General features: G+C 69.0%; 19 protein-coding genes. 11 read left to right on the forward strand and 8 right to left on the reverse strand.

Going from position 1 to position 22,638, the window contains the following annotated elements; genetic code table 11:
* The first annotated feature begins 187 nt into the window (after nucleotides 1-187).
* From G7B67_RS07355 to pip, 3 genes are all read left to right on the forward strand, one after another.
* A complete protein-coding gene (locus G7B67_RS07355) occupies nucleotides 188-2,911 on the forward strand; it encodes a M1 family metallopeptidase (RefSeq protein WP_166210199.1) in 2,724 nt (907 codons plus the stop codon).
* A gap of 104 nt (nucleotides 2,912-3,015) precedes the next feature.
* Nucleotides 3,016-3,879, forward strand: a complete 864-nt coding sequence (prmC, locus tag G7B67_RS07360) for a peptide chain release factor N(5)-glutamine methyltransferase (protein ID WP_166210202.1) — start codon at nucleotides 3,016-3,018, stop codon at nucleotides 3,877-3,879.
* Between the two features lie 161 nt (nucleotides 3,880-4,040).
* Nucleotides 4,041-4,982, forward strand: coding sequence for a prolyl aminopeptidase (pip, locus tag G7B67_RS07365; RefSeq protein ID WP_166210205.1), 942 nt, complete (start codon nucleotides 4,041-4,043; stop codon nucleotides 4,980-4,982).
* Nucleotides 4,983-5,103: 121 nt separating this feature from the next.
* Here pip and G7B67_RS07370 read toward each other — a convergent pair whose 3' ends face one another.
* The 3 genes from G7B67_RS07370 to G7B67_RS07380 form a co-directional block, all read right to left on the reverse strand.
* Nucleotides 5,104-5,652, reverse strand: a complete 549-nt coding sequence (locus G7B67_RS07370; protein ID WP_166210208.1) for an NUDIX hydrolase — start codon at nucleotides 5,650-5,652, stop codon at nucleotides 5,104-5,106.
* A 76-nt stretch (nucleotides 5,653-5,728) separates the two neighbouring features.
* Complete coding sequence (locus G7B67_RS07375) at nucleotides 5,729-6,667, reverse strand: 5'-3' exonuclease (RefSeq protein ID WP_166210211.1); 939 nt, start codon at nucleotides 6,665-6,667, stop codon at nucleotides 5,729-5,731.
* A complete protein-coding gene (locus G7B67_RS07380) occupies nucleotides 6,664-7,236 on the reverse strand; it encodes a nitroreductase family protein (protein ID WP_166210214.1) in 573 nt (190 codons plus the stop codon). Before G7B67_RS07380 ends, G7B67_RS07375 begins: the two co-directional genes overlap by 4 nt.
* 149 nt (nucleotides 7,237-7,385) lie before the next feature.
* Between G7B67_RS07380 and G7B67_RS07385 the strand changes: the two genes are divergently transcribed.
* Both G7B67_RS07385 and G7B67_RS07390 read left to right on the forward strand, forming a co-directional pair.
* A complete protein-coding gene (locus G7B67_RS07385) occupies nucleotides 7,386-9,593 on the forward strand; it encodes a DUF1631 family protein (protein WP_166210217.1) in 2,208 nt (735 codons plus the stop codon).
* 100 nt (nucleotides 9,594-9,693) lie between these two features.
* Nucleotides 9,694-10,824 (forward strand): NAD(P) transhydrogenase subunit alpha, encoded by a 1,131-nt coding sequence (locus G7B67_RS07390; RefSeq protein WP_166210220.1) that lies wholly within the window; start codon nucleotides 9,694-9,696, stop codon nucleotides 10,822-10,824.
* 18 nt (nucleotides 10,825-10,842) lie between these two features.
* Here the strand turns inward: G7B67_RS07390 and G7B67_RS07395 are convergent, their stop codons facing one another.
* From G7B67_RS07395 to G7B67_RS07410, 4 genes are all read right to left on the reverse strand, one after another.
* A complete protein-coding gene (locus G7B67_RS07395) occupies nucleotides 10,843-11,256 on the reverse strand; it encodes a DUF3106 domain-containing protein (RefSeq protein ID WP_166210223.1) in 414 nt (137 codons plus the stop codon).
* A gap of 3 nt (nucleotides 11,257-11,259) precedes the next feature.
* Nucleotides 11,260-11,697 (reverse strand): hypothetical protein, encoded by a 438-nt coding sequence (locus G7B67_RS07400; protein ID WP_166210226.1) that lies wholly within the window; start codon nucleotides 11,695-11,697, stop codon nucleotides 11,260-11,262.
* Complete coding sequence (locus G7B67_RS07405) at nucleotides 11,694-12,242, reverse strand: RNA polymerase sigma factor (RefSeq protein WP_166210229.1); 549 nt, start codon at nucleotides 12,240-12,242, stop codon at nucleotides 11,694-11,696. Before G7B67_RS07405 ends, G7B67_RS07400 begins: the two co-directional genes overlap by 4 nt.
* A gap of 115 nt (nucleotides 12,243-12,357) precedes the next feature.
* Nucleotides 12,358-12,771 carry a hypothetical protein gene (locus tag G7B67_RS07410; RefSeq protein ID WP_207780886.1) on the reverse strand — a complete coding sequence of 138 codons (414 nt, stop codon included), beginning with the start codon at nucleotides 12,769-12,771 and terminating at the stop codon, nucleotides 12,358-12,360.
* Between the two features lie 124 nt (nucleotides 12,772-12,895).
* Between G7B67_RS07410 and G7B67_RS07415 the strand changes: the two genes are divergently transcribed.
* Together G7B67_RS07415 and G7B67_RS07420 are read left to right on the forward strand one after the other, a co-directional pair.
* A complete protein-coding gene (locus G7B67_RS07415; RefSeq protein WP_166210232.1) occupies nucleotides 12,896-13,213 on the forward strand; it encodes an NAD(P) transhydrogenase subunit alpha part 2 in 318 nt (105 codons plus the stop codon).
* Complete coding sequence (locus G7B67_RS07420) at nucleotides 13,210-14,694, forward strand: NAD(P)(+) transhydrogenase (Re/Si-specific) subunit beta (RefSeq protein WP_166210235.1); 1,485 nt, start codon at nucleotides 13,210-13,212, stop codon at nucleotides 14,692-14,694. The genes G7B67_RS07415 and G7B67_RS07420 overlap by 4 nt, the downstream gene beginning before the upstream one ends.
* A gap of 160 nt (nucleotides 14,695-14,854) precedes the next feature.
* On the opposite strand, the gene G7B67_RS07425 is transcribed toward G7B67_RS07420, so the two are convergent.
* On the reverse strand, nucleotides 14,855-15,268 hold the full coding sequence (locus G7B67_RS07425) for a hypothetical protein (RefSeq protein ID WP_166210238.1): 414 nt from the start codon (nucleotides 15,266-15,268) through the stop codon (nucleotides 14,855-14,857).
* A 130-nt stretch (nucleotides 15,269-15,398) separates the two neighbouring features.
* On the opposite strand from G7B67_RS07425, the gene sufT reads away from it, so the two are divergent.
* The 4 genes from sufT to G7B67_RS13420 all read left to right on the forward strand — a co-directional run.
* The gene (gene sufT, locus G7B67_RS07430) at nucleotides 15,399-15,950 is read left to right on the forward strand and encodes a putative Fe-S cluster assembly protein SufT (RefSeq protein WP_166210241.1); all 552 of its coding nucleotides are present in this window, start codon (nucleotides 15,399-15,401) and stop codon (nucleotides 15,948-15,950) included.
* A gap of 614 nt (nucleotides 15,951-16,564) precedes the next feature.
* The gene (locus G7B67_RS07435) at nucleotides 16,565-18,823 is read left to right on the forward strand and encodes a M4 family metallopeptidase (RefSeq protein WP_166210267.1); all 2,259 of its coding nucleotides are present in this window, start codon (nucleotides 16,565-16,567) and stop codon (nucleotides 18,821-18,823) included.
* A gap of 249 nt (nucleotides 18,824-19,072) precedes the next feature.
* Entirely contained in the window at nucleotides 19,073-19,984 is a 912-nt protein-coding gene (locus tag G7B67_RS07440) for a DUF4097 family beta strand repeat-containing protein (protein WP_166210244.1), read from the forward strand.
* A 68-nt stretch (nucleotides 19,985-20,052) separates the two neighbouring features.
* On the forward strand, nucleotides 20,053-22,638 hold a 2,586-nt coding region (locus G7B67_RS13420), incomplete at its 3' end, for a PKD domain-containing protein (RefSeq protein ID WP_243412286.1).

Here is a 22,638-nt window from a genome sequence, read left to right on the forward strand (position 1 = left end):
AAGCCGCAGTCGCGCGGCGTGACCGAACACGGCACGCGCCTGGGGCGCGACTCGCAATGAGCGGCTGCAGGCGCAAGCGCGGGAGCCATCCGCAACGCCTTCGTTCCCCCGACCGGGACTTTCGTCATGGGCCGTGGCCTGCTTGCTCCCGGTACCTTCGACGGAATTTCGCCATGGAAAACCCGACATGCGCCTGCGTCGCCACCTGCTCGCCACCGCGTTGATCGCCGCCACCGGCCTGGCCGCGGCCACCACGCCCGTCACCCCGGCCACCGCGCCCGCGACTGCCGCCGGCGACGCCGTGCCCACCGGCCCGCTGCCGCGCAACGTCGTCCCGAGCGAGGTCGCGCTGGAACTCACGATCGATCCGTCGCAGGCGCGCTTCAGCGGCAAGGTACGCATGGATGTCGATGTCGCCCAGGCCACCGACACGATCTGGATGCATGGCCGCGGCCTGCACGTCACCCGCGCACGGTTCGTGCCCGCGCATGGCGCGCCGATCGCACTGGCCACCCGCGAGGCCGATGTGTCGGGTGTGCTCAAGGTCACCGGCGCCAGCACGATCCCCGCCGGCAAGGGCGCGATCGAGATGGACTACGACGCGCCGTTCGGCGAGCTCCAGGGCGCCTACAAGGTCAAGCCCGACGGCCGCGACTACGTCATCACCCAGATGGAGCCGCTGGGCGCGCGCACCACGTTCCCCGGCTTCGACGAGCCCAGTTTCAAGCAGCCGTGGGACATCACGCTGGTGGTGCCGCAGGGTGACGTCGCGGTGGCCAACAGTCCCGAGGCGCGCAGCGAGCCTGCCGGCAAGGGCTGGAAGCGCATCCACTTCGCGCGCACGCAGGCGTTGCCCAGCTACCTGATCGCCTTCGCGGTTGGCCCGTGGGATGTCCCGCAGGGGCCGGACATCGCCGCCAACGGCGCGCGCACCACGCCGATCCCGCTGCGCGGGATCGCCGCGCACGGGCAGGGCGGACGCATGCACTACTCGCTGGCGCACACGCCGCAGATCGTGCGCGCGCTGGAGGACTACTTCGGCATCCCGTATCCGTTCGACAAGCTCGACAACGTCGCTGCGCCGGATTTCTGGGCCGGGGCGATGGAGAACGCCGGCCTGATCGTCTATCGCGACAGCCTGATGTTCCCCGATGAAACGTCCGCGGTCTCGCGCCGCCAGAGCTTCTGGGGCGTGAGTGCGCACGAGCTCGCGCACCAGTGGTTCGGCGACCTGGTGACCATGCGCTGGTGGGACGACATCTGGCTCAACGAGGGTTTCGCCACCTGGATGGGGAACAAGATCCACGGCCAGCTGCAACCGGATGCGCACACCGATCGCGGCCTGCTGGAAGGCGCGATCCATGCGATGGGCGCCGACAGCTTGGCCAGCACGCGCCGCGTGCATGAGCCGATCAAGGATTTCACCGACATCCAGTCCGCCTTCGACGGCATCACCTACCAGAAGGGCGGGGCGACGCTGGCGATGTTCGAAAGCTACATCGGTCCGGACGCATTCCGCACCGGCATCCGCAATTACCTGAAGGCGCACGCGCGCGGCAACGCCACCAGCGCCGACCTGATCGCCGCGGTCGCAGCGCAAAGCGAAAACCAGGCCGGCGTCAGCAAGGCGTTCTCCAGCTTCATCGACCAGCCGGGCGTCCCGTTCGTCAAGGTCGCACTGGACTGCAGCGCGGGCGCCAAACCGACGCTGGTGCTGCAGCAGCAGCGCTATCTGCCGTTGGGGTCGACCGCCAGCGCCGCGCAGACCTGGGGCACCCCGTTGACGGTGCGTTATGCCGACGGCGGCACCATCCGCGAGCAGAAGGCGCTGGTGTTCGAGGCCAGCGCGCGCCTGCCCTTGACCGACGCGCAGCAGTGCCCGAGCTGGGTGATGCCCAACGCGCACGGTGCGGGCTATTACCGGTTCGCACTGGAACCGAAGCTGCAGCAGGCGCTGTCCGGCGCCTTCGCCAGCCTCGACGAGCGCGAGCAGCGGATGTTCGCCGACTCGGTCACGGCGGCTTACGGCGCCGGCGCGCTGACGCCGTCGCAACTGTTGGCGGCGTTGCCGCAGTTCGCCGCCGCGCCGGTGCGCCAGACGGTCACCGCCGGCATGGGCAGCACGCAGTGGATGGCCGAACACCTGCTCACCGATGACGCGGCGCGCGATGCCTTCCACGCCAAGGTCGCGGCGATCTATCGTCCGCGTTTGCAGCAGCTCGGCCTGGCCCCCAGGCCCGGCGAGCCGGATGACGATCGCCTGCTGCGCGGTACGCTGGCTGCGTTCTTCGCCGACACGCTGCAGGATCCGGCGGTGCGCCAAGCCTTGGGCAAGCAGGGCCGAGCGGTGCTCGGCCTGGACGGCGATGGCAAGCTCGACCTCGATGCGACATCGCAGGACCTGCGCGGCACCGCGCTTGCGGTGGCCGTGCGCGATGGCGGCACGCCGGCCTTCGATGCGGCCGAGCGCCAGTTCCGTGCCAGCGAGGATGCGGTGGTGCGCAGCCAGATGCTGGCCGCGCTGGGCAGCGCGACCGATCCGGCGCTGGCCGAACGTGCGCGCGCGCTGGTGTCCGAGCCCGGGCTGCTGCGCCGCAACGAGGTCTTGATCGCCGCCGAGCAGCAGACCGACGACATGGCGTTGCGTCCGGCGGTGCGCGCGTGGGTGGATGCGAACTTCGACGCGCTCGACAAGCGCCTGGCGCCGGCCGGTGCACGGCTGGTCGGCGTGTACGCCGAGGGCATGTGCAGCGATGCCGATGCCGCGCAGCTGCAGGCCAAGTTCGCGCAGCGGATGAAGGACGTCGAAGGCGGGCCGATGGAACTGCGGCAGACCGCCGAGGCGATCCACCTGTGCGCGGCGCAGAAGGCTGCGCGCCAGGGGCTGCCGCTGCAGTTTCCGCAGCGCTGAGGCCAGCGCCGTTTCCGCTGCGGGCAAACGGCAGCGGTGTCGTCTTCGTCCGTAGCGGCAGGCAGGCCGCGCCCGACGGCGACCCAGCCGGTAGGATGGCGCCCATGGAAACGGTTCCCGGCGCACGCGTGGATGGCCTGCTGCGGCAGGCCTGCGCGCGGATCGAGGCGGTCGACGCGCAGTGGCTGCTGGCGCATGTGTTGGCGCGCACGCCGGCATGGTTGTACGCGCATGCCGACGCCGCCGTCGATGCCGACGCGGCCGTGCGCTACGACGCGCTGGTCGCGCGTCGGGCGGCGGGCGAACCGGTCGCCTACCTGACCGGGACGCGCGGTTTCTGGAGCTTCGAGCTGGCGGTGACCTCGGACACGCTGATCCCGCGTGCCGAAACCGAACTGCTGGTGGAGCTGGCGCTGGCGCGCCTGCCACGTGACCGCGACCTGCGCGTGGCCGACCTGGGAACCGGCAGTGGCGCGATCGCGATCGCGCTGGCACGCGAACGCCCGCGCGCGTGCGTGCTCGGCACCGATGCCAGCGATGCCGCATTGGCGGTGGCGCGCGGCAACGCCAGGCACCTGGCGGTCGCCAACCTGCATTTCGAGCGCGGCGACTGGTGCGCGGCGCTGGGCGAGGCGCGTTTCGACCTGGTCGCGAGCAATCCGCCCTACATCGAAGCCGCCGATCCGCACCTGCGGCAGGGCGACCTGCGGCATGAGCCGATCGCGGCGCTGGCCTCCGGCGGCGATGGGCTGGACGCGATCCGCCGCATCGTTGCCGATGCGCCGCTGCATCTCGTGCCCAGTGGCTGGCTGTTGCTCGAGCACGGCTGGACGCAGGGGACGGCGGTGCGCGCGTTGTTGCAGGAAGCCGGGTTCGAGGCAGTCGACACGCATCGCGACCTGGAGTCGCGCGATCGCGTCAGCGCGGGGCGTTGGCCGGACGTTCCATCATCGGCAGTTGTTCCGTAGGAGCGGCTCCAGCCGCGAGCTCTCCGCAGGACACCGGACCAAACCACGCCAACCCTGCACGCACAAGCTCGCGGCTGAAGCCGCTCCTACCGGGGGCAGCGCCGCTGCCGCCTTCATCGACCCGGCGCTAGACTGTCGCCCCCACCGGACCGGACGCCGACATGCGGACGTTGTATCCCGACATCGAACCCTTCGACAGCGGCATGCTGCCGGTCGACGATCGCCACACGCTCTATTACGAGCAGTGCGGCAATCCGCAGGGCAAGCCGGTGGTGCTGCTGCATGGCGGACCGGGCGCGGGCTGCAGCGCGAAGATGCGGCGCTTCCACGACCCGGCCAGGTACCGGATCGTGCTGTTCGACCAGCGCGGCAGCGGCCGCTCCACCCCGCACGCCGACCTGGTCGACAACACCACCTGGGACCTGGTCGCCGACATCGAGCGCCTGCGCACCGCGCTTGCGATCGATCGCTGGCAGGTGTTCGGTGGCAGCTGGGGTTCGACGCTGGCGCTGGCGTATGCGCAGACCCATCCCGAACGCGTGAGCGAACTGGTGCTGCGCGGCATCTTCATGCTGCGGCGCTGGGAGCTGGAGTGGTTCTACCAGCAGGGCGCATCGCGATTGTTCCCGGATGCCTGGGAGCCGTACCGCGATGCGATCCCGGAAGCGGAGCGCGACGATTTCATCGCCGCCTACCATCGCCGGCTGACATCACCCGATGAGGCCACTCGGTTGGAGGCGGCGCGCGCCTGGAGCGTCTGGGAAGGCGCCACCAGCTTCCTGCGCGTTGACCCGGGTTTCATCATCGGCCATGAGGACGCCGCGTTCGCGCTCGCCTTCTCGCGGATCGAAAACCATTACTTCGTCAATGGCGGCTTCTTCGAAGCCGACGACCAGCTGCTGCGCAACGCCGGACGCATCGCCGATATTCCCGGCGTCATCGTGCACGGCCGCTACGACGTCGTCTGCCCGATCCAGAGCGCATGGGACCTGCACAAGGCCTGGCCGAAAGCGGAGCTGCTGGTTTCCCCGACCTCGGGGCATTCGGCATTCGAGGCGGAAAACATCGACGCACTGGTCTCGGCGACGGATCGATTCGCCTAGGCGGGGCCCGGCGCCGGCGTGCGGCCGGCACGCGGGAAGCCGCGCTCGACGCGCAGGCATCGGCGGGAACGTGCGAGCCTGAGGCAGCCTCGGCGAAGTTCCCCGCGGGGCAACCACACGCTCACCTGGCCGCGCTGGCGGGGCTGCCGTCGGGGTTGTGATCGATCATCCACAGCCCGGCCCAGAGCTTGAGGTCGACCTCGAAGCCCTCGCGGGCCCGTTCCATCAGCCAGGCAGGCGCCTCCGGGCGCGGGATGGCATGGACGACGATGTCCTCGCCATCGACGCCGCCACCGTCGCCGACGCGGGTCAGGCCGGTGGCGCGGCAGAAGGCGATCCGCTCGCTGCTCATGCCTGACGAGGTCGGACCGGTCAGCAGCACCACGACCTTGTCCGCCTTCCAGCCGGTTTCCTCGACCAGCTCGCGCTGGGCGGCGCTTTCCAGGGTGTCGTGCGCGTGGTCGTCGCCGACCAGGCCCGCCGGCATCTCGATCGTGCGCGCATCCAGCGGTACCCGGTACTGCTCGACGAACAGCACCCGATCGTCCGGCGTGACGGCGATGATGATCACCGCCATGCCGTCGGCGTGCGTGCGCTGGACGTACTCCCACTGCCCGCGCACGACCATGCGCAGGTAGCGGCCTTCGTAGACGGTGCGTGGCTGGTCCATGTCGCCTCCCTGCGTGATCGTAGCCAACGTGGGTGATCGTTCCGTCAGCGGAGCCGATGTGTCGCGGCGCGTTGCCTCAGGCGGGCGCGAAGGCCAGGCCACAGGCTTCGTGCAGGCGCCGCCGCGTCAAGGGGCCAAAACCCAGGCGATCGCACAGCTCCAGAAGCGTCGGCGCATCGGCGTCGCTGCGGCGGAAATCGCCCGCCGCCTGCAGCGGCGCATCCAGCGCGATCGTCGACAGCTGCCGGCACAGCAGCGCCTGCTCGCGGTGCAGGCGCAGTTTCGCCGCCGCCTGCGCCGCGCCGCGGAAGCGCAGGAACGGCACCTCGTCGATGCGCGCCAGCAAACCGTCGAGGCTTTCGAAATGCGCCAGCAGCACGGCCGCGGTCTTGGCGCCGATGCCGGGCACGCCTGGGATGTTGTCGACCGCATCGCCGCACAGCGCGAGGTAATCGGCGATCTGGTGCGCGTGCACCCCGTGGCGCGCCTTGACCCCGGCCGCACCCCAGCGCACGCCGCGTGCGTAATCCCATTGCTCGTCGATCGCGCCCAGCAGCTGCGACAGGTCCTTGTCGGCCGAGACGATCAGCCCGCGGAAGCCGCGCGCGCGCGCGTCATGCAGCGCGCTGCCGATCAGGTCGTCGGCTTCGTATTCGCGGTGGGCCAGCACTACCAGCCCGAGCGCCAGGCACAGGGCCTTGCAGTGGCCGAACTGGCGCCGCAGCTGTTCCGGCGCCGGGTCGCGGTTGGCCTTGTACGCCGGATACAGCGCGTTGCGGAAGCAACTGTCCAGCGCTTCGTCGAAGGCGATGGCGATGTGCCGCGGGCGTTCGCGCTCCAGCAGCTCCAGCAGGAAGCGCGCGAAACCGTGCACGGCGTTGGTCGGCCAGCCATCGGCGTCGCGGAAGTCGTCCGGCATCGAATGCCAGGCGCGGAAGACATACAGGCTGGCATCGACCAGATAGAGCGTCGGTACGGCGGCAGGGGCGCCGGGCGGCGCCGGATCGAAGGTCATTGCGGGGTCCAGTCGCTGAGCAGGGCGCGCGGGTCGGGACGTTCGCGCTCCGGTGCCTGGAGCTGCGGGGTGCCGATGTGGATGAAGCCGACGATTTTTTCCTGCGCGTCGACGCCGAGGATGCCATGCACGACCGGATCGTAGGCCGGCCAGCCGGTCAGCCACTGCGCCCCGAAGCCAGCCGCCTGTGCCGCCTGCAGCAGTGCGAAACAAACGCAGGAGGCCGATGAAAACCGTTCGGATGCCGGGATCTTGTCGTCGGGTCCCAGCTTGGCAACCACCGCGATCACCAATGGTGCGTGTGAAAAACGAAGTCGATCCTTGTCCACTTCCGCCGCGCTGGCATCAGGATTGCGCTGCACCGCGCGCGTCGCCAGGACGGTTCCCAGCGCGCCGCGTGCCTCGCCGGCGATGCGCAGCATGCGGAACGGCACCCGCTTGCCGTGGTCCGGCACGCGCACCGCGGCCGCAAGCATCCGCAGAAGGGTCGGTTCGTCGGGACCCGGGGCGGCAAGCTGCCGGGCGGGGGTGGAGCGCCTGGAGTCCAGGCAGGCGAAGCGATCGGTCATGGGCAGTACGGGTCCGGATGGCCGGCCGGCCGTTGGAGCGGGAATGGGAATCGCATCACAGAACCCGAATCGGGCGGTGGACGGTGCCTATGGTGACACTATGCTCGCCCTCAGCGATCCGGTGCCCCCGCACTGACGCGAGGTGACCAATGCTGACCAACTCTTTCACTTCCACGGCCGGAACTGACCCTGTGCGGCTGCTGGACGAACTCAAGCGCGTCTCTGTCGAACTCCTGGGCCCGATTCCGGGTGGCCTGTTCCGGCCGCTGGAAGAGCACCTGCAGGACAAATTGCAGCTGGCCGACAGCCAGGCCCAGCGCAAGGACCTGGTGGGCCTGCTGTCGATGCGCCAGCGCAGCGCCAGCATGCAGATGCGCTACCGCGAATTGATCGCGCGCAATTTCGACGATTTCCAGGGCCGGCCGGCCCTGTCGCGCAGCGGGATGGTGCTGGGCCTGGTGGGTGAGGACGAGCTCGGCTTCCACCTGGCCGGGCAGCGGCTGGCCGAATCGATCGCACGCCGCTACCAGGCGCCACTGGAGCTGCTCGACGCCCGTTTCGAGGCGTTGTCGCAGGCGATCGGCACTCCCGTCAGCACCAACCCGGTCGGCGCGGTGCGCCTGGCCGGCGCCTTCGTGCGCACGTTCAACGACAGCGACATGTCGCAGACGCTGCAGCCGCTGCTGGTGCGGCAGTACGAGCACGAATTGTCCAAGGTCCTCGGCGACCTGTACGGGCGCTTGAACAGCGAGTTGGTCGCGAATGGATTCCATGGCGGCCGTCGCCTTGAATCCGCACCACGGCCGGCCCCGCGCCCCGCGGGACCGGTCGCGGCTCCGGCGACGCCACCGGCGGCCGAGGCCCCGGCGCGCGATCGTATTGCCCAGGCACCGTCGGGCGCCGACCTGTTCCGGGTGTCGGCCGAAGCGCGGGTCCAGCACCAGCGCCTGCGCGACATGCTGCATGCCTGGCGCCAGCAGCAGCACGATCCGGCAAGTGCCGGTGACGGCACGGCCCCTGGCGCGATGCCGATGCAGGAGCGGAGGGAGTTGTGCACGCGCGAACTCAATACGGTCACCTCGTTGCTGCAGCGTGACAACGTCAAATCCTTCCAGGCCGCATTGTCCGGCCGCGGCCAGCTCAATGCCGCGATCCGGGTGCAATTGCTGGAGGGAGCGCGCAGCCTCGGCCTGGATCCCGGAGAGATCCGCCTTGGCGAGCACGAGGAAGACGCGATCGACATGGTCGGCCTGATGTTCGAATCGCTTCTCGAGACCCACGCCCTGGTCGGGCCGGCGCGCGGGTTGTTCGCGCGCCTGGTCATGGCCTACGTGCGCGTCGCCATCAACGACGAAAACCTGTTCGTGCGCCCCGACCATCCCGCGCGTCGGCTGCTGGATGCGCTGACGCTCAGTTGCGAAAGCAATGATGGCGGCTCGCCACAGGAGCGCGCGCTGCTCGAACGCGCCAATGCCGCGGTCGGCCGCGTGGTCGCCGAATACAACGAGGACCTCGCGATCTTCGAACTGGCGACGAACGAATTGCAGGAGTTGCTGCAGCAGCAGAATCGCCGGGCCGAAATCGTCGAACGACGCTCGGCCGAAACCGTGCATGGGCGCGAGCGCTTGTTGCAGGCCCGGTTGCAGGCAGCGTCGGCGCTGGCGCAGCGCATCGCCGCCCGGCCGTTGACGCCGGTGACGGCGCAGTTCCTGGAGCAACACTGGCAGCATCACCTCGTACAGGTGCTGCTGCGCGACGGCCAGGGATCGGATCGTTGCAAGCATGTGCTGGCGCTGGCCGATGATCTGGTCGCGGTCGACGAAGCAGCGGCGCGTGGCGATGGCCGTGAGGTTGCCGAGAGGGTGCTCGGACTGCATGCCGGCCTGATCGAGTGCCTGTCCAGCTCGGGGCTCGACGACCAGGTCGCGGGCGAGTGGATGGCCGGCATGGCGCGCGCCATGGCGTTCCCGGACGTGTCGCGCGACGTGCGTCCGCTTCCGGCGATGGCGCAACTGTCCGACGATGGCGACGACACGAGGCTGCTGTCGGTGGTCGATGGGCATGGCGTCCTGGATTTCGACCCGCAGGTCGCCCAGCGCATCGCCTCTCTGCCCACCGGCAGCTGGATGCGCCTGGTCGGCGAGGAGGGCGAGGAAGGCTCGGTCAAGATCGCGTGGGTCAGTCCCTTGACCTCCCGGCTGCTGCTGGTCAATCGCCGCGGCCTGCGCAAGCTCGTCGCCTCGCCGCAGCAGCTGGCCGCGTTGGCCAAGGCCGGCAAGCTGGTGGAGGAGTCGGCGAGCCTGCCCTTCGACGAAGCCATGCGCCAGGTGCGCGTGAAGTTGAGCAAGGCGGCCTGAGCCGATCCCGCGGACGGGCCTCGCTGCGCGCGAGGTCCGCCCCTGCGCGCCGATTGCCGGCATTCGCTAGGATGCCGCATCGGCAGCGATGGAGCGGGGCATGACGGCAGCAGCGGTGATCGGATGCGCGCGCGAAACCGCGCCCGGCGAGCGGCGCGTGGCGTTGACGCCGGAAACGTGCCGCAAGCTCATCGCACTGGGTGTCCAGGTGCGCGTCGAGCGAGGACTCGGCGAGCGCGCCTACCTTGCCGACGAGTCTTACGTGGACGCGGGCGCGCAACTCGTCGACGACGCCAGCGTGGCCGGTGATGCCGACGTTGTCGTCTGCGTGCAAGCTCCCCTGCCGCAGGCGATTGCGGCGATGAAACCCGGCGCCTGCCTGGTCGGACTGCTGCAGCCCGAGGCCGATCCCACGCGCGCGGACGCATTGCGTTCGCGGGGAATCGTGGCATTTCCGCTCGAACGATTGCCGCGGACGACCCGCGCGCAGGCCATGGACGTGCTCAGTTCACAGGCGGGCATGGCGGGCTACAAGGCGGTGCTGATCGCCGCGCAACTGGCCCCGCGCTTTTTTCCCATGCTCACCACGGCCGCCGGCACCATCCGCCCGTCCAGGGTGCTCGTGGTGGGCGCGGGCGTCGCCGGCCTGCAGGCCATCGCAACCGCGCGGCGCCTGGGTGCGCAGGTTGAAGGCTTCGACGTGCGACCGGAGACCCGCGAGCAGATCGAATCGCTGGGCGGGAAGTTCCTCGATCTGGGTGTGTCCGCGGCCGGCGAAGGCGGCTACGCGCGCGCGCTCACCGACGAGGAACGCGCCGAGCAGCAACGCCGCCTGGGAGAACACCTCAAGGCGATCGATGTCGTTGTGTGCACTGCGGCCGTACCCGGTCGACCAGCGCCCCGGATCATCAGCGCCCAGATGGTTGCCGGCATGAAACCAGGCAGCGTGATCGTCGACCTTGCGGCCGAAACCGGCGGCAACTGCGTCCTGACCCAACCCGGGCAGACGATCGAGGACGCTGGCGTCATCGTGGCCGGCCCGCTGGACCTGGCCAGCATGGGCGCGCTGCATGCCAGCGAGATGTACGCGCGCAACGTGCTGAATTTCGTCACGTTGCTGCTCGCCAATGGCGTGCTCCGGCTGGACTGGAACGACGAACTGCTGGCCAGGACGGCATGGCCGCAAGCGCCAGCCGCGGCCCGGGTTGCCATGGCCCCGCCCGCCCTGTAACCGACGCCGCTCCCGCCGCTAGTCGGCGGTCGGCCGGTTGGCGCGGACCCAGTCGCGCCGTTGCTGCGGCGTCATCGCCCGCCACTTCCCCCGCAGCGCCTGGCGCTGGTCCGGCGTCATCGTGCGCATCTTGTGGAACAGGGCGCGCATCGCATCGCGCTGCTCCGGCGCCATGTGCTCCCAGCGACCCATTCCGCGACGCATTCGTGCACGCTGGTCGGGACTGAGCTGCTGCCAGCGCAGGGCATGCTCGAACAGGCGCACGCGCAGTTGCGGATCGGCGTTCCAGCGTTCGCGGATCGGCGCGATGACTACTTCGCGCTGCGCCGGCGTCAGCTGGTCCCAGGCGGGCAGCGATCCGGGGCTTCCGGTGCACCACGCTGGCGCGGTGGCGAGGGTGAGCAGGCAGGACAGCAGCAGCTGGGATTTCATCGCTTACTCCGCAAGCAGGGCGCGCGCATCGTCGGTGGCGAGCCAGAGGTAAAGGTCCGGTGGTTCGTCGAGGCTGGCAAGCATTGAGCTGTTGTCGGGCATCGGATTGCTGTTGGGCGGGGCGCTCACGACATGGGCATCGGCGGCACTATCCCGTCTTGGCTGCCAGGGCAGCCCCGCCACGGCGACGAGCGCCAGCGCACAGGTCGCCGCCAACCCCCAGGCCGGTCCCCTGCCGCGCCACGCGCGCGCGCGCGGCGAAACCACGGCAAGTAGGCGCTGCCGCAGTTGCGCCCGGGTACGCGCCGACAGTTGCGCGACCGCCTGGCGATGGCACTGCGCCAGTTGCCGGTCGAAGTCGTCGTCGGTTGATGGATGGATGCCGATACCATCGGCCGCATCGGGACCATGCGCCGATGGGATGCCGGGGGGGCGTGTCATTGGAATTCCTCCAGTTGCCGCCGCAGCGCCTCGCGCGCGCGCGACAGGTGGGTTTTCACCGAGCCTTCGCTGCAGCCCATCGCGCGCGCCGTATCGGCGACATCCAGTTCCTCCAGCACGCGCAGGCCGAAGGCCTCGCGCTGGCGGCGGGGCAAGGCGGCCAGCGCATCGGCCAGGCGGGTGTACGCCTGGCGTTGGTCGTGTTGGCGGGCGGGATCTGGCGACCCATCGGCCCAGTCGATGTCGCGGTCCCCATCGCGATCGGATGCGCCCTGCAACCAACGCAACCGGAACGAGCGACGCCGCTGCAGGTCGACGATGCGCCGGCGCAGGATGCTCCAGAACAAAGGCGTCCACTCATCCGGCGCGCGCTCTCGATAGCCGAGCATGCGGATCATTGCGTCCTGCACCGCGTCCAGCGCGTCATCGCGATGGCGCAAGCCCAGTTCGGCGAAACGGAACGCGCGCGCGCTGATGTCGGCGAGGAACCGTTCCAGCGTGACCGGTGCGTCGGGTCGAATCGCCGCGAGGGCAACCGCGTCCATTGCAGCCGATCCCGCTGCCGGGCGCGCGGGGACCACGGCATCGATGGCCTTCCGCCGAGGCGGCTCGATGCAGGCAGGATCGACATCGGTGCGCACGCGTCGAGCTTACGCGCGCTCAGTGCCGACGGTCCCAGCGGCGCTCACGGCGCTGGCCCTCCCGATCCAGGCGTCGATCGATGCGGTCGCCACGTGCGGCCAGTCGATGCTCGGCGTGTTGGCCGCGACGGTCGTAGCGGCGATCGACCCGGCGGCCTTCGCGCTGCAGCCGGTCGGCGCGACGGGCGTGGCCGAGCGCGGCCTGGTGCGCCGCGCGTTGGTCCAGGTGCGCCTGGATGTGGTCGCCACGACGGTCCATCCGCTGCCCGATGCGCGCGCCGCGGTGGTCCAGGCGGTGCTCGATCCGGTCGCCGCGTCGATCCAGGCGCTGTTCGACGCGGTCGCCGCGATCCATCGCGGCGGCGCCGCCGCTGGCCAGCAGGGTCATCGCGGCCAGGGCGGCGGTCAATGTGGTGGTGGCAAGTCGATTCATGGGGGCTCCCTCGCAGGGCCAATCCTGCAGGGCATCAAACGTCCGCGCCTGCGCGCGGTTGACCACCGCGGCGATGGATTCAGGCCACGGTTATGATGCGGCGGACTCGGGCGGGGGCATTGCCATGGCGGACGGCTTCATCGCGATCTACATCTTCATGCTGGCGGCCATCGCCGGCCACGTGATCATTTCCCGCGTGCCGGTGATCCTGCACACGCCGCTGATGTCGGGCAGCAACTTCATCCATGGCATCGTGCTGATCGGCGCCATGGTCGTGCTTGGGCACGCCGACACCCCGCTGGAGAAGGTGATCGGCTTCGTCGCCGTGCTGCTCGGCGCCGGCAATGCCGCCGGGGGCTATGTCGTCACCGAACGCATGCTCGACATGTTCAAGCCGTCGGCCAGGCGCGAGCGGCCGGGCGATGGCGGGGCCGGCGCATGAGCGGCATCGCGTCCAATCCGTTCCCCGCGGTGTTCGCCTGGCTGGCGGCGGCGAGTTACCTCGTCGCGGCGACCTTGTTCCTGCTCGGCCTGCAACGCATGGCCTCGCCGGTCACCGCGCGCAGCGGCATCCGCTGGGCCGGCGCGGGCATGGTCATCGCCACCATCGCGACGTTCCTGCTGCCGGGGCTGGGCAACCTGGCGCTGATCGCACTGGCTCTGGTGATCGGTGTCTCGCTGGCGTGGATTTCGGGCAAGAAGGTCGCCATCACCGACATGCCGCAGATGGTCGCGCTCTACAACGGCATGGGCGGCGGTTCGGCGGCGGCGATCGGCGCGGTCGAACTGCTGGCCTTCGCGGCCGCTGCGCACGCACAGTTTTCGGTGTCGTTCGGACCGGGCCTGCGGATTGCCAGCACGCAGAGCGACGGGCCGTTGCCTGCCACGACGCCGCTGCTGCTGGCCACGATCGGGGCACTGATCGGCGCGATCTCGTTTTCCGGTTCGCTGGTTGCATTCGCCAAGCTGCAGGGCTGGATGGACAAACGGCTGGTGTTTCCGGGCCAGCGGATTTTCAACATGCTGGTGCTGGCGTTGGCCGTGGCCTGCCTGTACCTGCTGGCGACCGGCGCGCTGGCCACATGGGTGATCGTTGCCTTCTTCCTCGCGGCACTGGCGTTCGGGGTGCTGATGACGCTGCCGATCGGCGGCGCCGACATGCCGGTGGTGATCTCGCTGTACAACGCATTCACTGGCCTGGCGGTGGCCTTCGAGGGCTATGTGCTCGACAACCCCGCGCTGGTCATCGCCGGGATGATGGTGGGCGCCGCCGGCATGCTGCTCACGCGCCTGATGGCCAAGGCGATGAACCGCTCGATCCGCAGCGTGCTGTTCTCCAACTTCGGAGGTGCCACTGGCGCCGCACAGGAGATCAGCGGGACGCAGAAGCCCATCGAGGCGGGCGATGTCGCGGCGATGATGGCCTACGCGCAGCGGGTCGTGATCGTCCCCGGCTACGGCATGGCCGTCGCCCAGGCGCAGCACAAGATCTGGGAGCTCACGCAGAAGCTGATCGAACGCGGCGTCAAGGTGAAGTTCGCGATCCATCCGGTCGCCGGCCGCATGCCCGGGCACATGAACGTGCTGCTCGCCGAGGCGGGCGTGCCCTACGACCTGATCGCCGACATGGACGACATCAACCCGGAATTCAGGAACACCGACGTGGCGCTGGTAATCGGCGCCAACGACGTGGTCAACCCGGTGGCGAAGACCGATCCTTCCTCGCCGATCTACGGGATGCCGATCCTCGATGTCGTCGATGCGAAGAACGTCGTCGTCATCAAGCGCGGCAAGGGCACCGGCTTCGCGGGGATCGAGAACGCGCTGTTCTACGCCGACAACACCCGCATGCTCTATGGCGACGGCGCGGAAATGGCGAGCGCGCTGGTGAGCGAACTCAAGGCGCTCGACGGCGGGCATTGACCGCACGTGCCCACCGCTCGTTTGCCGGGGCCACTGGCGCGGTCGGCGCTGGCTCCCGTCGTCGGCGTCAGCCAGCGCGGTGGTGGCATCGGGATTCGGCGACCTGGCGCCCAGTCCGGGCCGATGGCCCTGGCCACTGCCATGCGCCACCGGTCGCCGGTCAGCGCGATGCGACGACCGCCAGCACCAGCGCGGCCAGCAACCACGCCAGGTCGGCCGGCGTGTTGGCCAGGTTGGCCAGGGTCCATGCATAGAAGCTGCCAAGACGGGTCAGTGATTCCCAGGGCAGCATGCCGATCGAGCGGCCGATCTGCGCCGCGGCGATGCCCCAGTTCGCCAGCACGATGGTGGCGGCAGTCGCGGTGACGGCCAGCGCCATCCGCGGTATCCCCTTGGGCATGCGCGCCAGGCGCAGCAGCAGCACGGCATCGATCGCGGCCAGCAGCGCCATCCAACTGCATTGGCGGTCGCGGGCGAAGGCCACCATCACCCAGGCGGAGGCGAGTCCCAGGCTACCGATCGCCAGCAGCAGCGTGGCGAGCCAGGGAGAGCCGCGCGTGGCGGAATTCGTCATGGAGTGGGGGTCGGCCAAAGCCCGACAGCATAGCGGCCAGCAGGGCATCGGAAGCGCGGCCGGCCACCGGGAACGACGCCGGCGCTAGAATGGGCACCTCGCGGCGCGAAGCCGCCGATCCGCTTCCCGCATGTACTCCCGCAACAGCGAACCCGTGCGCTTCGAGCGCGACTGTGCCGCCGTGATGGTGCCCCAGGGCGACGTGGTGACGTTGCCGGCCGGCAGTGCCGGCTACATCACCCAGGCGCTCGGCGGCAGCTATACCGTCTTCGTCGAGGGCAACCTGTTCCGGGTCGCGGGCGCGGATGCCGATGCCATCGGCAAGGACCCGCCGGAAACCCTGGAATTGCCGTCCGACGCCAGCGACGAGGCCGTCGAGCAGCTGGTCTGGAAGCAGTTGCGCACCTGCTTCGATCCGGAGATTCCGATCAACGTGGTCGACCTGGGCCTGGTCTACGAGGCGACGGTCGCCCACCGCGAGGACGGTGAGCGCCTGGTCGAGGTGCGGATGACCCTGACCGCGCCGGGGTGCGGCATGGGTGACATCCTCGTCGACGACGTCCGCACCAAGCTCGAAATGATCCCCACCGTCGCCGAGGCCGATGTCGAGCTGGTGTTCGACCCACCGTGGAACCGGTCGATGATGTCCGACGCCGCGCGGCTCGAGACCGGTCTCTTCTAGCGTCGCGCGCCCGGCGGCTTCCGCCTGCCGCCAGGGCCGACCGCGACCGGCCCCTTCCCCGTCTTCCCGCCTTCCCGCTGGCCGTTCGAGCCCGTCGGCCCGTTGGCCCGTTGGCCTCTGCATGCGGCCATTGCCGGCACCGCCCTCGGAGGCCCTGGAGCGCAGGCGCGACCGTGCGGGCGAAAACGGCAAAGGGGCCGGGGTCCGGCCAGACGATCAGGAGGCGCCCTCCGGGGCTGCTGCGCCCCCCTGTGCCATTGGTCATGGAAAACTCGACCGTCGACATTCTCAAAACGTGACCAATGTCACACATACCCCCCCGTTTTTTGCTGCGACTGCAGCGTGACTGAACGTAACCTGTCCCGTAGCGTCACATCGGTGGCACGGAGCAGCGTGTCGCCTCCTTGGTTGGGGCTTTCCCGACCACCGCCGCAACTTGCGGACCATTCAGCTTCGGGAACCGCCAACCGGGTCGCAACCTGCGATCCATGGCATCGCGCGGAGCCGGCAAGGCGATGGATTCGCCGCACCGGCATGAATGTTGGAGTTTCTTCCGAAACACCCGCCGCCCGCCGGGCGACGGCCATCCAACCGCCTTGAGGACACGAAACGTGATGCACTCCAGCAGTCGTAATCGTCTTGTCGCTCTGACCCCACTGGCCCTGGCGCTCACCGCGCTGTCGGCCCAGGCCGCCAACCGCACCGATCTCCACCACTTGGACGTGGCGCAGGTCAACCACCAGTACCTGGTCGCCAGCAGCCACCTGGGCGCGGCCACCAAGCCAGCACAGCGTCACGCCGAGATGCTCGGCATGGGCGCCAATTCGTCGCTCCACGTGCTGGCCACCAGCACCGACTCGGACGGCACGCGCCACTACCGTTACCAGCAGACCTTCCGCGGCATCCCGATCTTCGGTGAGAACGTCATCGTCAGTGAGGACAAGGCTGGCCACGTGCGCAACCTGTTTGGCCGCTCGGTCAGCGGGCTGGCGGGCGAACTGCCCGCCACCGCGCCCAAGGTCGCGCGCGCGCATGCCCTGTCGATGGCGAAGTCCGCCACGCTTGGGTCGCACGCCAGCGTGATGCGCGTGGAGCGCGAAGACGCGCGCCAGATGATCTACATCGACGACAACAACCATGCGCACATGGCGTACGTGGTGTCGTTCTTCGCCGACAGCAACAGCCCCGGCGTCAAGGCGACGCGTCCGTTCGTCATCGTCGATGCCAACAACGGCAAGATCCTGAAGAAGTGGGAAGGCCTGACCCACGCGCTGGTGGGCACCGGTCCCGGCGGCAACCAGAAGACCGGCCAGTACGAGTGGGGTTCGGGCGGCATCTATCCGTACATGGACGTGACCCAGTCCGGCAGCACCTGCACGATGAACAACGCCAACGTGAAGGGCGTCAACCTCAACGGCGGCACGACCAGCACCACGGCGTTCTCGTACACCTGCCCGCGCAACACCTACAAGACCATCAACGGCGGCTACTCGCCGATCAACGACGCCTTCTCGTTCGGCAAGTTCATCACCGCGATGTACCCGGCCTACACCGGCTATAACGCGCTGACGTTCCAGCTGGTCATGCGCGTGCATTACAAGACCAACTACGAGAACGCGTTCTGGGACGGCTCGACGATGAGCTTCGGCGACGGCGCCAGCACCTTCTACCCGCTGGTCAGCGCCGACGTCGCCGGCCACGAGGTCTCGCACGGCTTCACCGAGCAGCACTCGGGCCTGAACTACTCCGGCCAGTCCGGCGGCATCAACGAGTCCTTCTCCGACATGGGCGGCGAAGCGACCGAGTACTACTGGAAGGGCACCAACGACTTCCTGGTCGGCCAGGAGATCTTCAAGTCGTCCGGCGCGCTGCGCTACATGTGCAACCCGCCGCAGGACGGTGGCTCCATCGACAACGCCGCCGATTACACCAGCAGCATGGACGTGCATTACACCTCCGGCGTCTACAACAAGGCGTTCTGCCTGCTGGCCAAGACCAGCGGCTGGGGCACCCCGAAGGCGTTCAAGGTGATGGCGCGCGCCAATGCCCTGTACTGGACGCCCAGCACGACCTACGCCAGCGGCGCCTGCGGCGTGGTCACGGCGGCGACGGACCTTGGCTACTCGACGAGCGATGTCGGTTCGGCGTTCAGCGCGGTCGGCGTCGATACCAGCAGCTGCGGCGGCGGTGGCGGCGGTGGCGGTGGCAGCACCGGCGGCACCCTGACCAAGGGCGTGACGGTCACCGGGCTGGCCGCCAGCACCGGCAGCGACATCGTCTACACCCTGGCCGTTCCGTCCGGCGCGACCAACCTGGTCTTCACCCAGTCCGGTGGCACCGGCGACGCGGACATGTATGTGAAGTTCGGCAGCACGCCGACCGACTCGTCCTACGACTGCCGTCCGTACGTCAACGGCAATTCGGAAACCTGCTCCTTCGCTTCGCCGCAGGTCGGGACCTACTACGTCCGCGTCAAGGCCTACTCGACCTTCTCCGGCGTCAGCCTGAAGGGCGATTACGCGACCGGTGGTGGTGGTGGTGGCGGCAACTGCGGTGGCACCGTGCTGTGCAGTGGCACGGCCGTCGCACTGCCGTCGAAGTCCCGCGGTGGCGTCTCGTCGAACTACACGCTGGTCGTGCCCTCGGGCTCGTCGAGCGCGGTGATCACGATCTCCGGCGGCAGCGGCGACGCGGACCTGTACGTGAAGCTCGGCAGCGCGCCGACCACGTCCAGCTACAACTGCCGTCCGTACCTGACCGGCAACAACGAGACCTGCACGTTCAACGCGCCGACGGCCGGCACGTACTACATCAACGTGCGTGCCTACGCCGCGTACTCGGGCGTCTCGCTCAAGGGCACCGTTTCGCCGTAAACGGGTGGCGCCTGCCCGGAGCGATCCGTGCAGGCACTACCTGCGGGGCGGCGACGGAATGCCGCCCCACCTGACTCCAGCAAACCCCGGCCATGCGCCGGGGTTTGTGTTGATCCGAGGGAAGCTGAACGCTCTACACAGGTCGCATTCCGACCGCACACCGGACCCGATCATCGGGTCCACCCATACGACGCACGCGGCGATGGCCACGTGCGAAAGCAACGACATCGTGTCCCATCGCGTGAGCCCATGCCGATTCGCCTGAACCTCCCCGCCGTTCGTTGCGCCGCATTGCTCACCGCCTTGGCATTGCTGGCCGGCTGTCCGCGCGCGGACGATGCGAAACCGGAGACGGCCGGCAACAGCGCGCCGGACACGACCGCCGCTTCCACCCACGCCAATCCCACGCACGTCACCATCACGCGCAGCGACTTCGCCGCGACCCTGGCCGTAGGCACGCCGGTCACGATCGATAATCCCTACGGCGACGTGCATGTGCGTTTCGGTGGCTTCGAGCACAAGGTCGACGGCCACGCGGTACTGCAGGAGCCTGCGGGTGCAGCGCACATCGGATTGGTTCCGGCGGCGGTCCGGGGCCGGTATGCCGTCGCGCCGCGACTGCCGGACAATGCGAGGCTGCAGGAAGGGCAGCGCCTTGACCTCTCGGTGTTCGTTCCCGAGGGACACGACCTCGAGATCACCACGGAGCAAGGGTTGATCGACGTGCGTGGCGTGCACGGCGATGTCGAGCTGTCCAGCGTCGGTGGCGACATCACCCTGCGCGCCATCAGGGGCGCCATCCAGGCACAGACGGGCGACGGCGCGATCGAGGCGTCGCTCGGCACCGCGCCGAGGGGCGCGCACCAGCGCCTGGCCACCACCACCGGCAGCTTGCAGGTCGGCGTCGACGATGGCCTCGATGCAGCGGTGCGGATGGCGACCTCGGCGCAGTTCGCAACCGATTACTCGATCCAGGTCGAGCGGCGCGTGGGCGAAGAACCGAACAAGGTCGCGCGCACCGTCATCGGCGAAAACCATTCGACGCTGGCGCTGGACAGCAGGCGCGGCGAGATCCGGCTGCTCAGGCGCGCGCGCTTCACCAGCGTCGGCGACGCGCCTGAGGCGGATGAACAAGCGCAGGAAGACAACGACAGCGACTAGTGCTGGGCGCGGATCAAACCACAGGTTGCCGCGCCCGCGGCAGCACCAATTCCATCGGGAAGGCACCCATGAAATCCATCCACCTGTTCCTGTCCAGCCTGCTCGCGCTGGCCTTGTTGCCGGCCGCGGCGGTGGCCGCGCCGCCGCTGAAGGCCCATGCGCCAGGCACGCATTCGGCAGCAAGGCGCGCGCCTGTCCGCATCCACCGTGGCGCGCAGGTGGGTGAGCCGGTGACGCCGGTCAGTATCGATGTCGACCTGCGCAGGATGCCGGTTGTCCCGGCATGGCATCCGGGCATGGCGATCCGCGAGGCGCACAAGCGCCAGTTCCACCCGCTCGGACGCGTGAGCCCGGCAACGCCGGCCTCGATCCCCACCGTGCCCGATCGGTTGCCCGAGCTGCAGCGCATCTGGGACGCCCATGCGCCCGCCAACCGCCACCTGCGCATCGACGGCAGCCACGTCAGCATCAACAACGGCAATACCGGCGTGTCGCCCGGCGACCCCGTGATCGACGTCAGCCCCAACTACCTGGTCTACGGCATCAATTCCAGCTCGGGCACGAGCTTCACGGTCTACGACAAGGCCGGCACCAAGTTGTCGGGGCCGACAGCGTTCTCGTCGCTGGCGCCTTCGGGCGATGGCTGCCGCACTTCGGTGAGCGATCCAATCGTGTTGTTCGATCGCCTGGCCGGTCGCTGGTTCCTGCTGGAGATGGGCGGCACGTCGTCGGCGCCGAAGATGTGCGTGTACGTCTCCAAGAGCGAAAACCCGGTGTCGGGCGGCTGGTGGTTCTACGGCTTCGCCACGCCCACCCAGAACGACTATCCGCATTGCGGCGTCTGGTCCGACGCCTATGTCTGCACCGACAACGAAGGTGGCAGCAACGTCACCGCCTACGCCTACGACCGCGCCAACATGCTGCTCGGCGCCACTGCCCGCGCGCAGCAGCGTTTCGTCAGCATCCCGGCACTGGCCGGCTACGGCTTCCAGGCGCTGACCCCGGCGACCTACGTCGGCGACAGCGCGCATGCGCCGCCGAGCAGCACCCAGCAGATCCTCGCGCGGCACGACGACGACGAAGCGCACGCCGGCAGTTCGGCCAACACCAGCCAGGACTACATCGACCTGTACTCGATCAAGGTCGACTGGAACGCACCGGCCAACAGCGCGATCACCACCCTGCCCAAGGTCCCGATCACCGAATTCAACAGCTGGTTCACCGATTACTCGACGTTCGCGACGGTGCCGCAGCCGGGCAGCACCAAGAAGCTCGATCCGATCCGCGAAGTGATCCTCAACTCGCTGGTCTATCGCAACCTGGGCAGTTACGAATCGATCGTCGGCCAGTTCGCAACCAACATCAATTCCGCGCGCAGCGGCAGCACGGTCAACGCCGGCATCCGCTGGTTCGAACTGCGTCGCGTCGGCGGCGGCAACTGGACGCTGCAGCAGGAAGGCACCTACGGCCCGGGCGACACCAGCACCCAGCACCTGGAAGGCAGCATCGCCACCGACAACAAGGGCAACATCGCGCTGGGCTACAACATCACCCGCAAGACCACGCCGGTGACCTACGCGTCGCTGGGCTGGACCGGCCGCCTCGCAAGCGATCCCGCGGGCGTGATGACGCAGGGCGAGAACATCGTCGCCCCGGGCGCCGCGGCCGAAACGTCCGGCCGCTGGGGCGACTACTACGCGATGGTGGTCGACCCGAGCGATGACTGCACGTTCTGGATGGTCGGCATGTACCGCCCGAGCAGCAGCTGGAACACGAAGATCGCGAACTTCAAGTTCGACGACTGTGGCACCTCGAGCACCACGTACGCCGTGTCCGGCACCATCACCACCAGCGCCGGTACCGGGCTCGGCGGCGTCACCGTCAGCACCGGCATGGTCAGCACCACGACCGGCAGCGGCGGCACCTTCACCCTGTCGAGCCTGGCCAACGGCAGCTACACGATCACGCCGAGCCTGTCGGGCTACAGCTTCTCGCCGACCAGCCGCAGCGTCACCGTCAGCGGCGGCAACGTCGGCAGTCAGAACTTCACCGCCACCGCCACGACGAGCAACACGGCGCCGACGGCAAACTTCGGCTTCACCACCAGCGGCCTGGTCGCGACCTTCAACGACAGTTCCAGCGACAGCGATGGCAGCATCGCCTCGCATGCCTGGACCTTCGGCGACGGTGGCACCTCGACGGCGGCCAGCCCCAGCCACACCTATGCGTCCAGCGGCACCTACAGCGTGACCGAGACGGTCACCGACGACGGTGGCCTGAGCGCGAGCAAGACGTCCTCGGTGACGGTGAGCGGCGGCGGCACCGGCGGCAACGTGCTGAGCAGCGGCGTGACCGTGACGGGCCTGGCGGCGGCGACCGGTGCGTACCTGAAGTACACGATGGTGGTGCCGGCCGGCGCGACCGGGCTGAAGTTCGTGATGTCCGGCGGCACCGGTGATGCCGACATGTACGTGAAGTTCGGCAGCGAGCCGACCGACTCGTCCTACGACTGCCGTCCGTACGTCAGCGGCAACTCGGAAACCTGCGCGATCGCGACTGCGCAGGCGGGGACCTACTACATCAACATCAAGGGCTACCAGACGTTCTCCGGCGTCAGCCTGACCGGCAGCTACTCGACCGGCGGTGGTGGTGGT

It is taken from the genome of Cognatiluteimonas telluris (genome assembly GCF_011320095.1).
Lineage (GTDB): Bacteria > Pseudomonadota > Gammaproteobacteria > Xanthomonadales > Xanthomonadaceae > Cognatiluteimonas > Cognatiluteimonas telluris.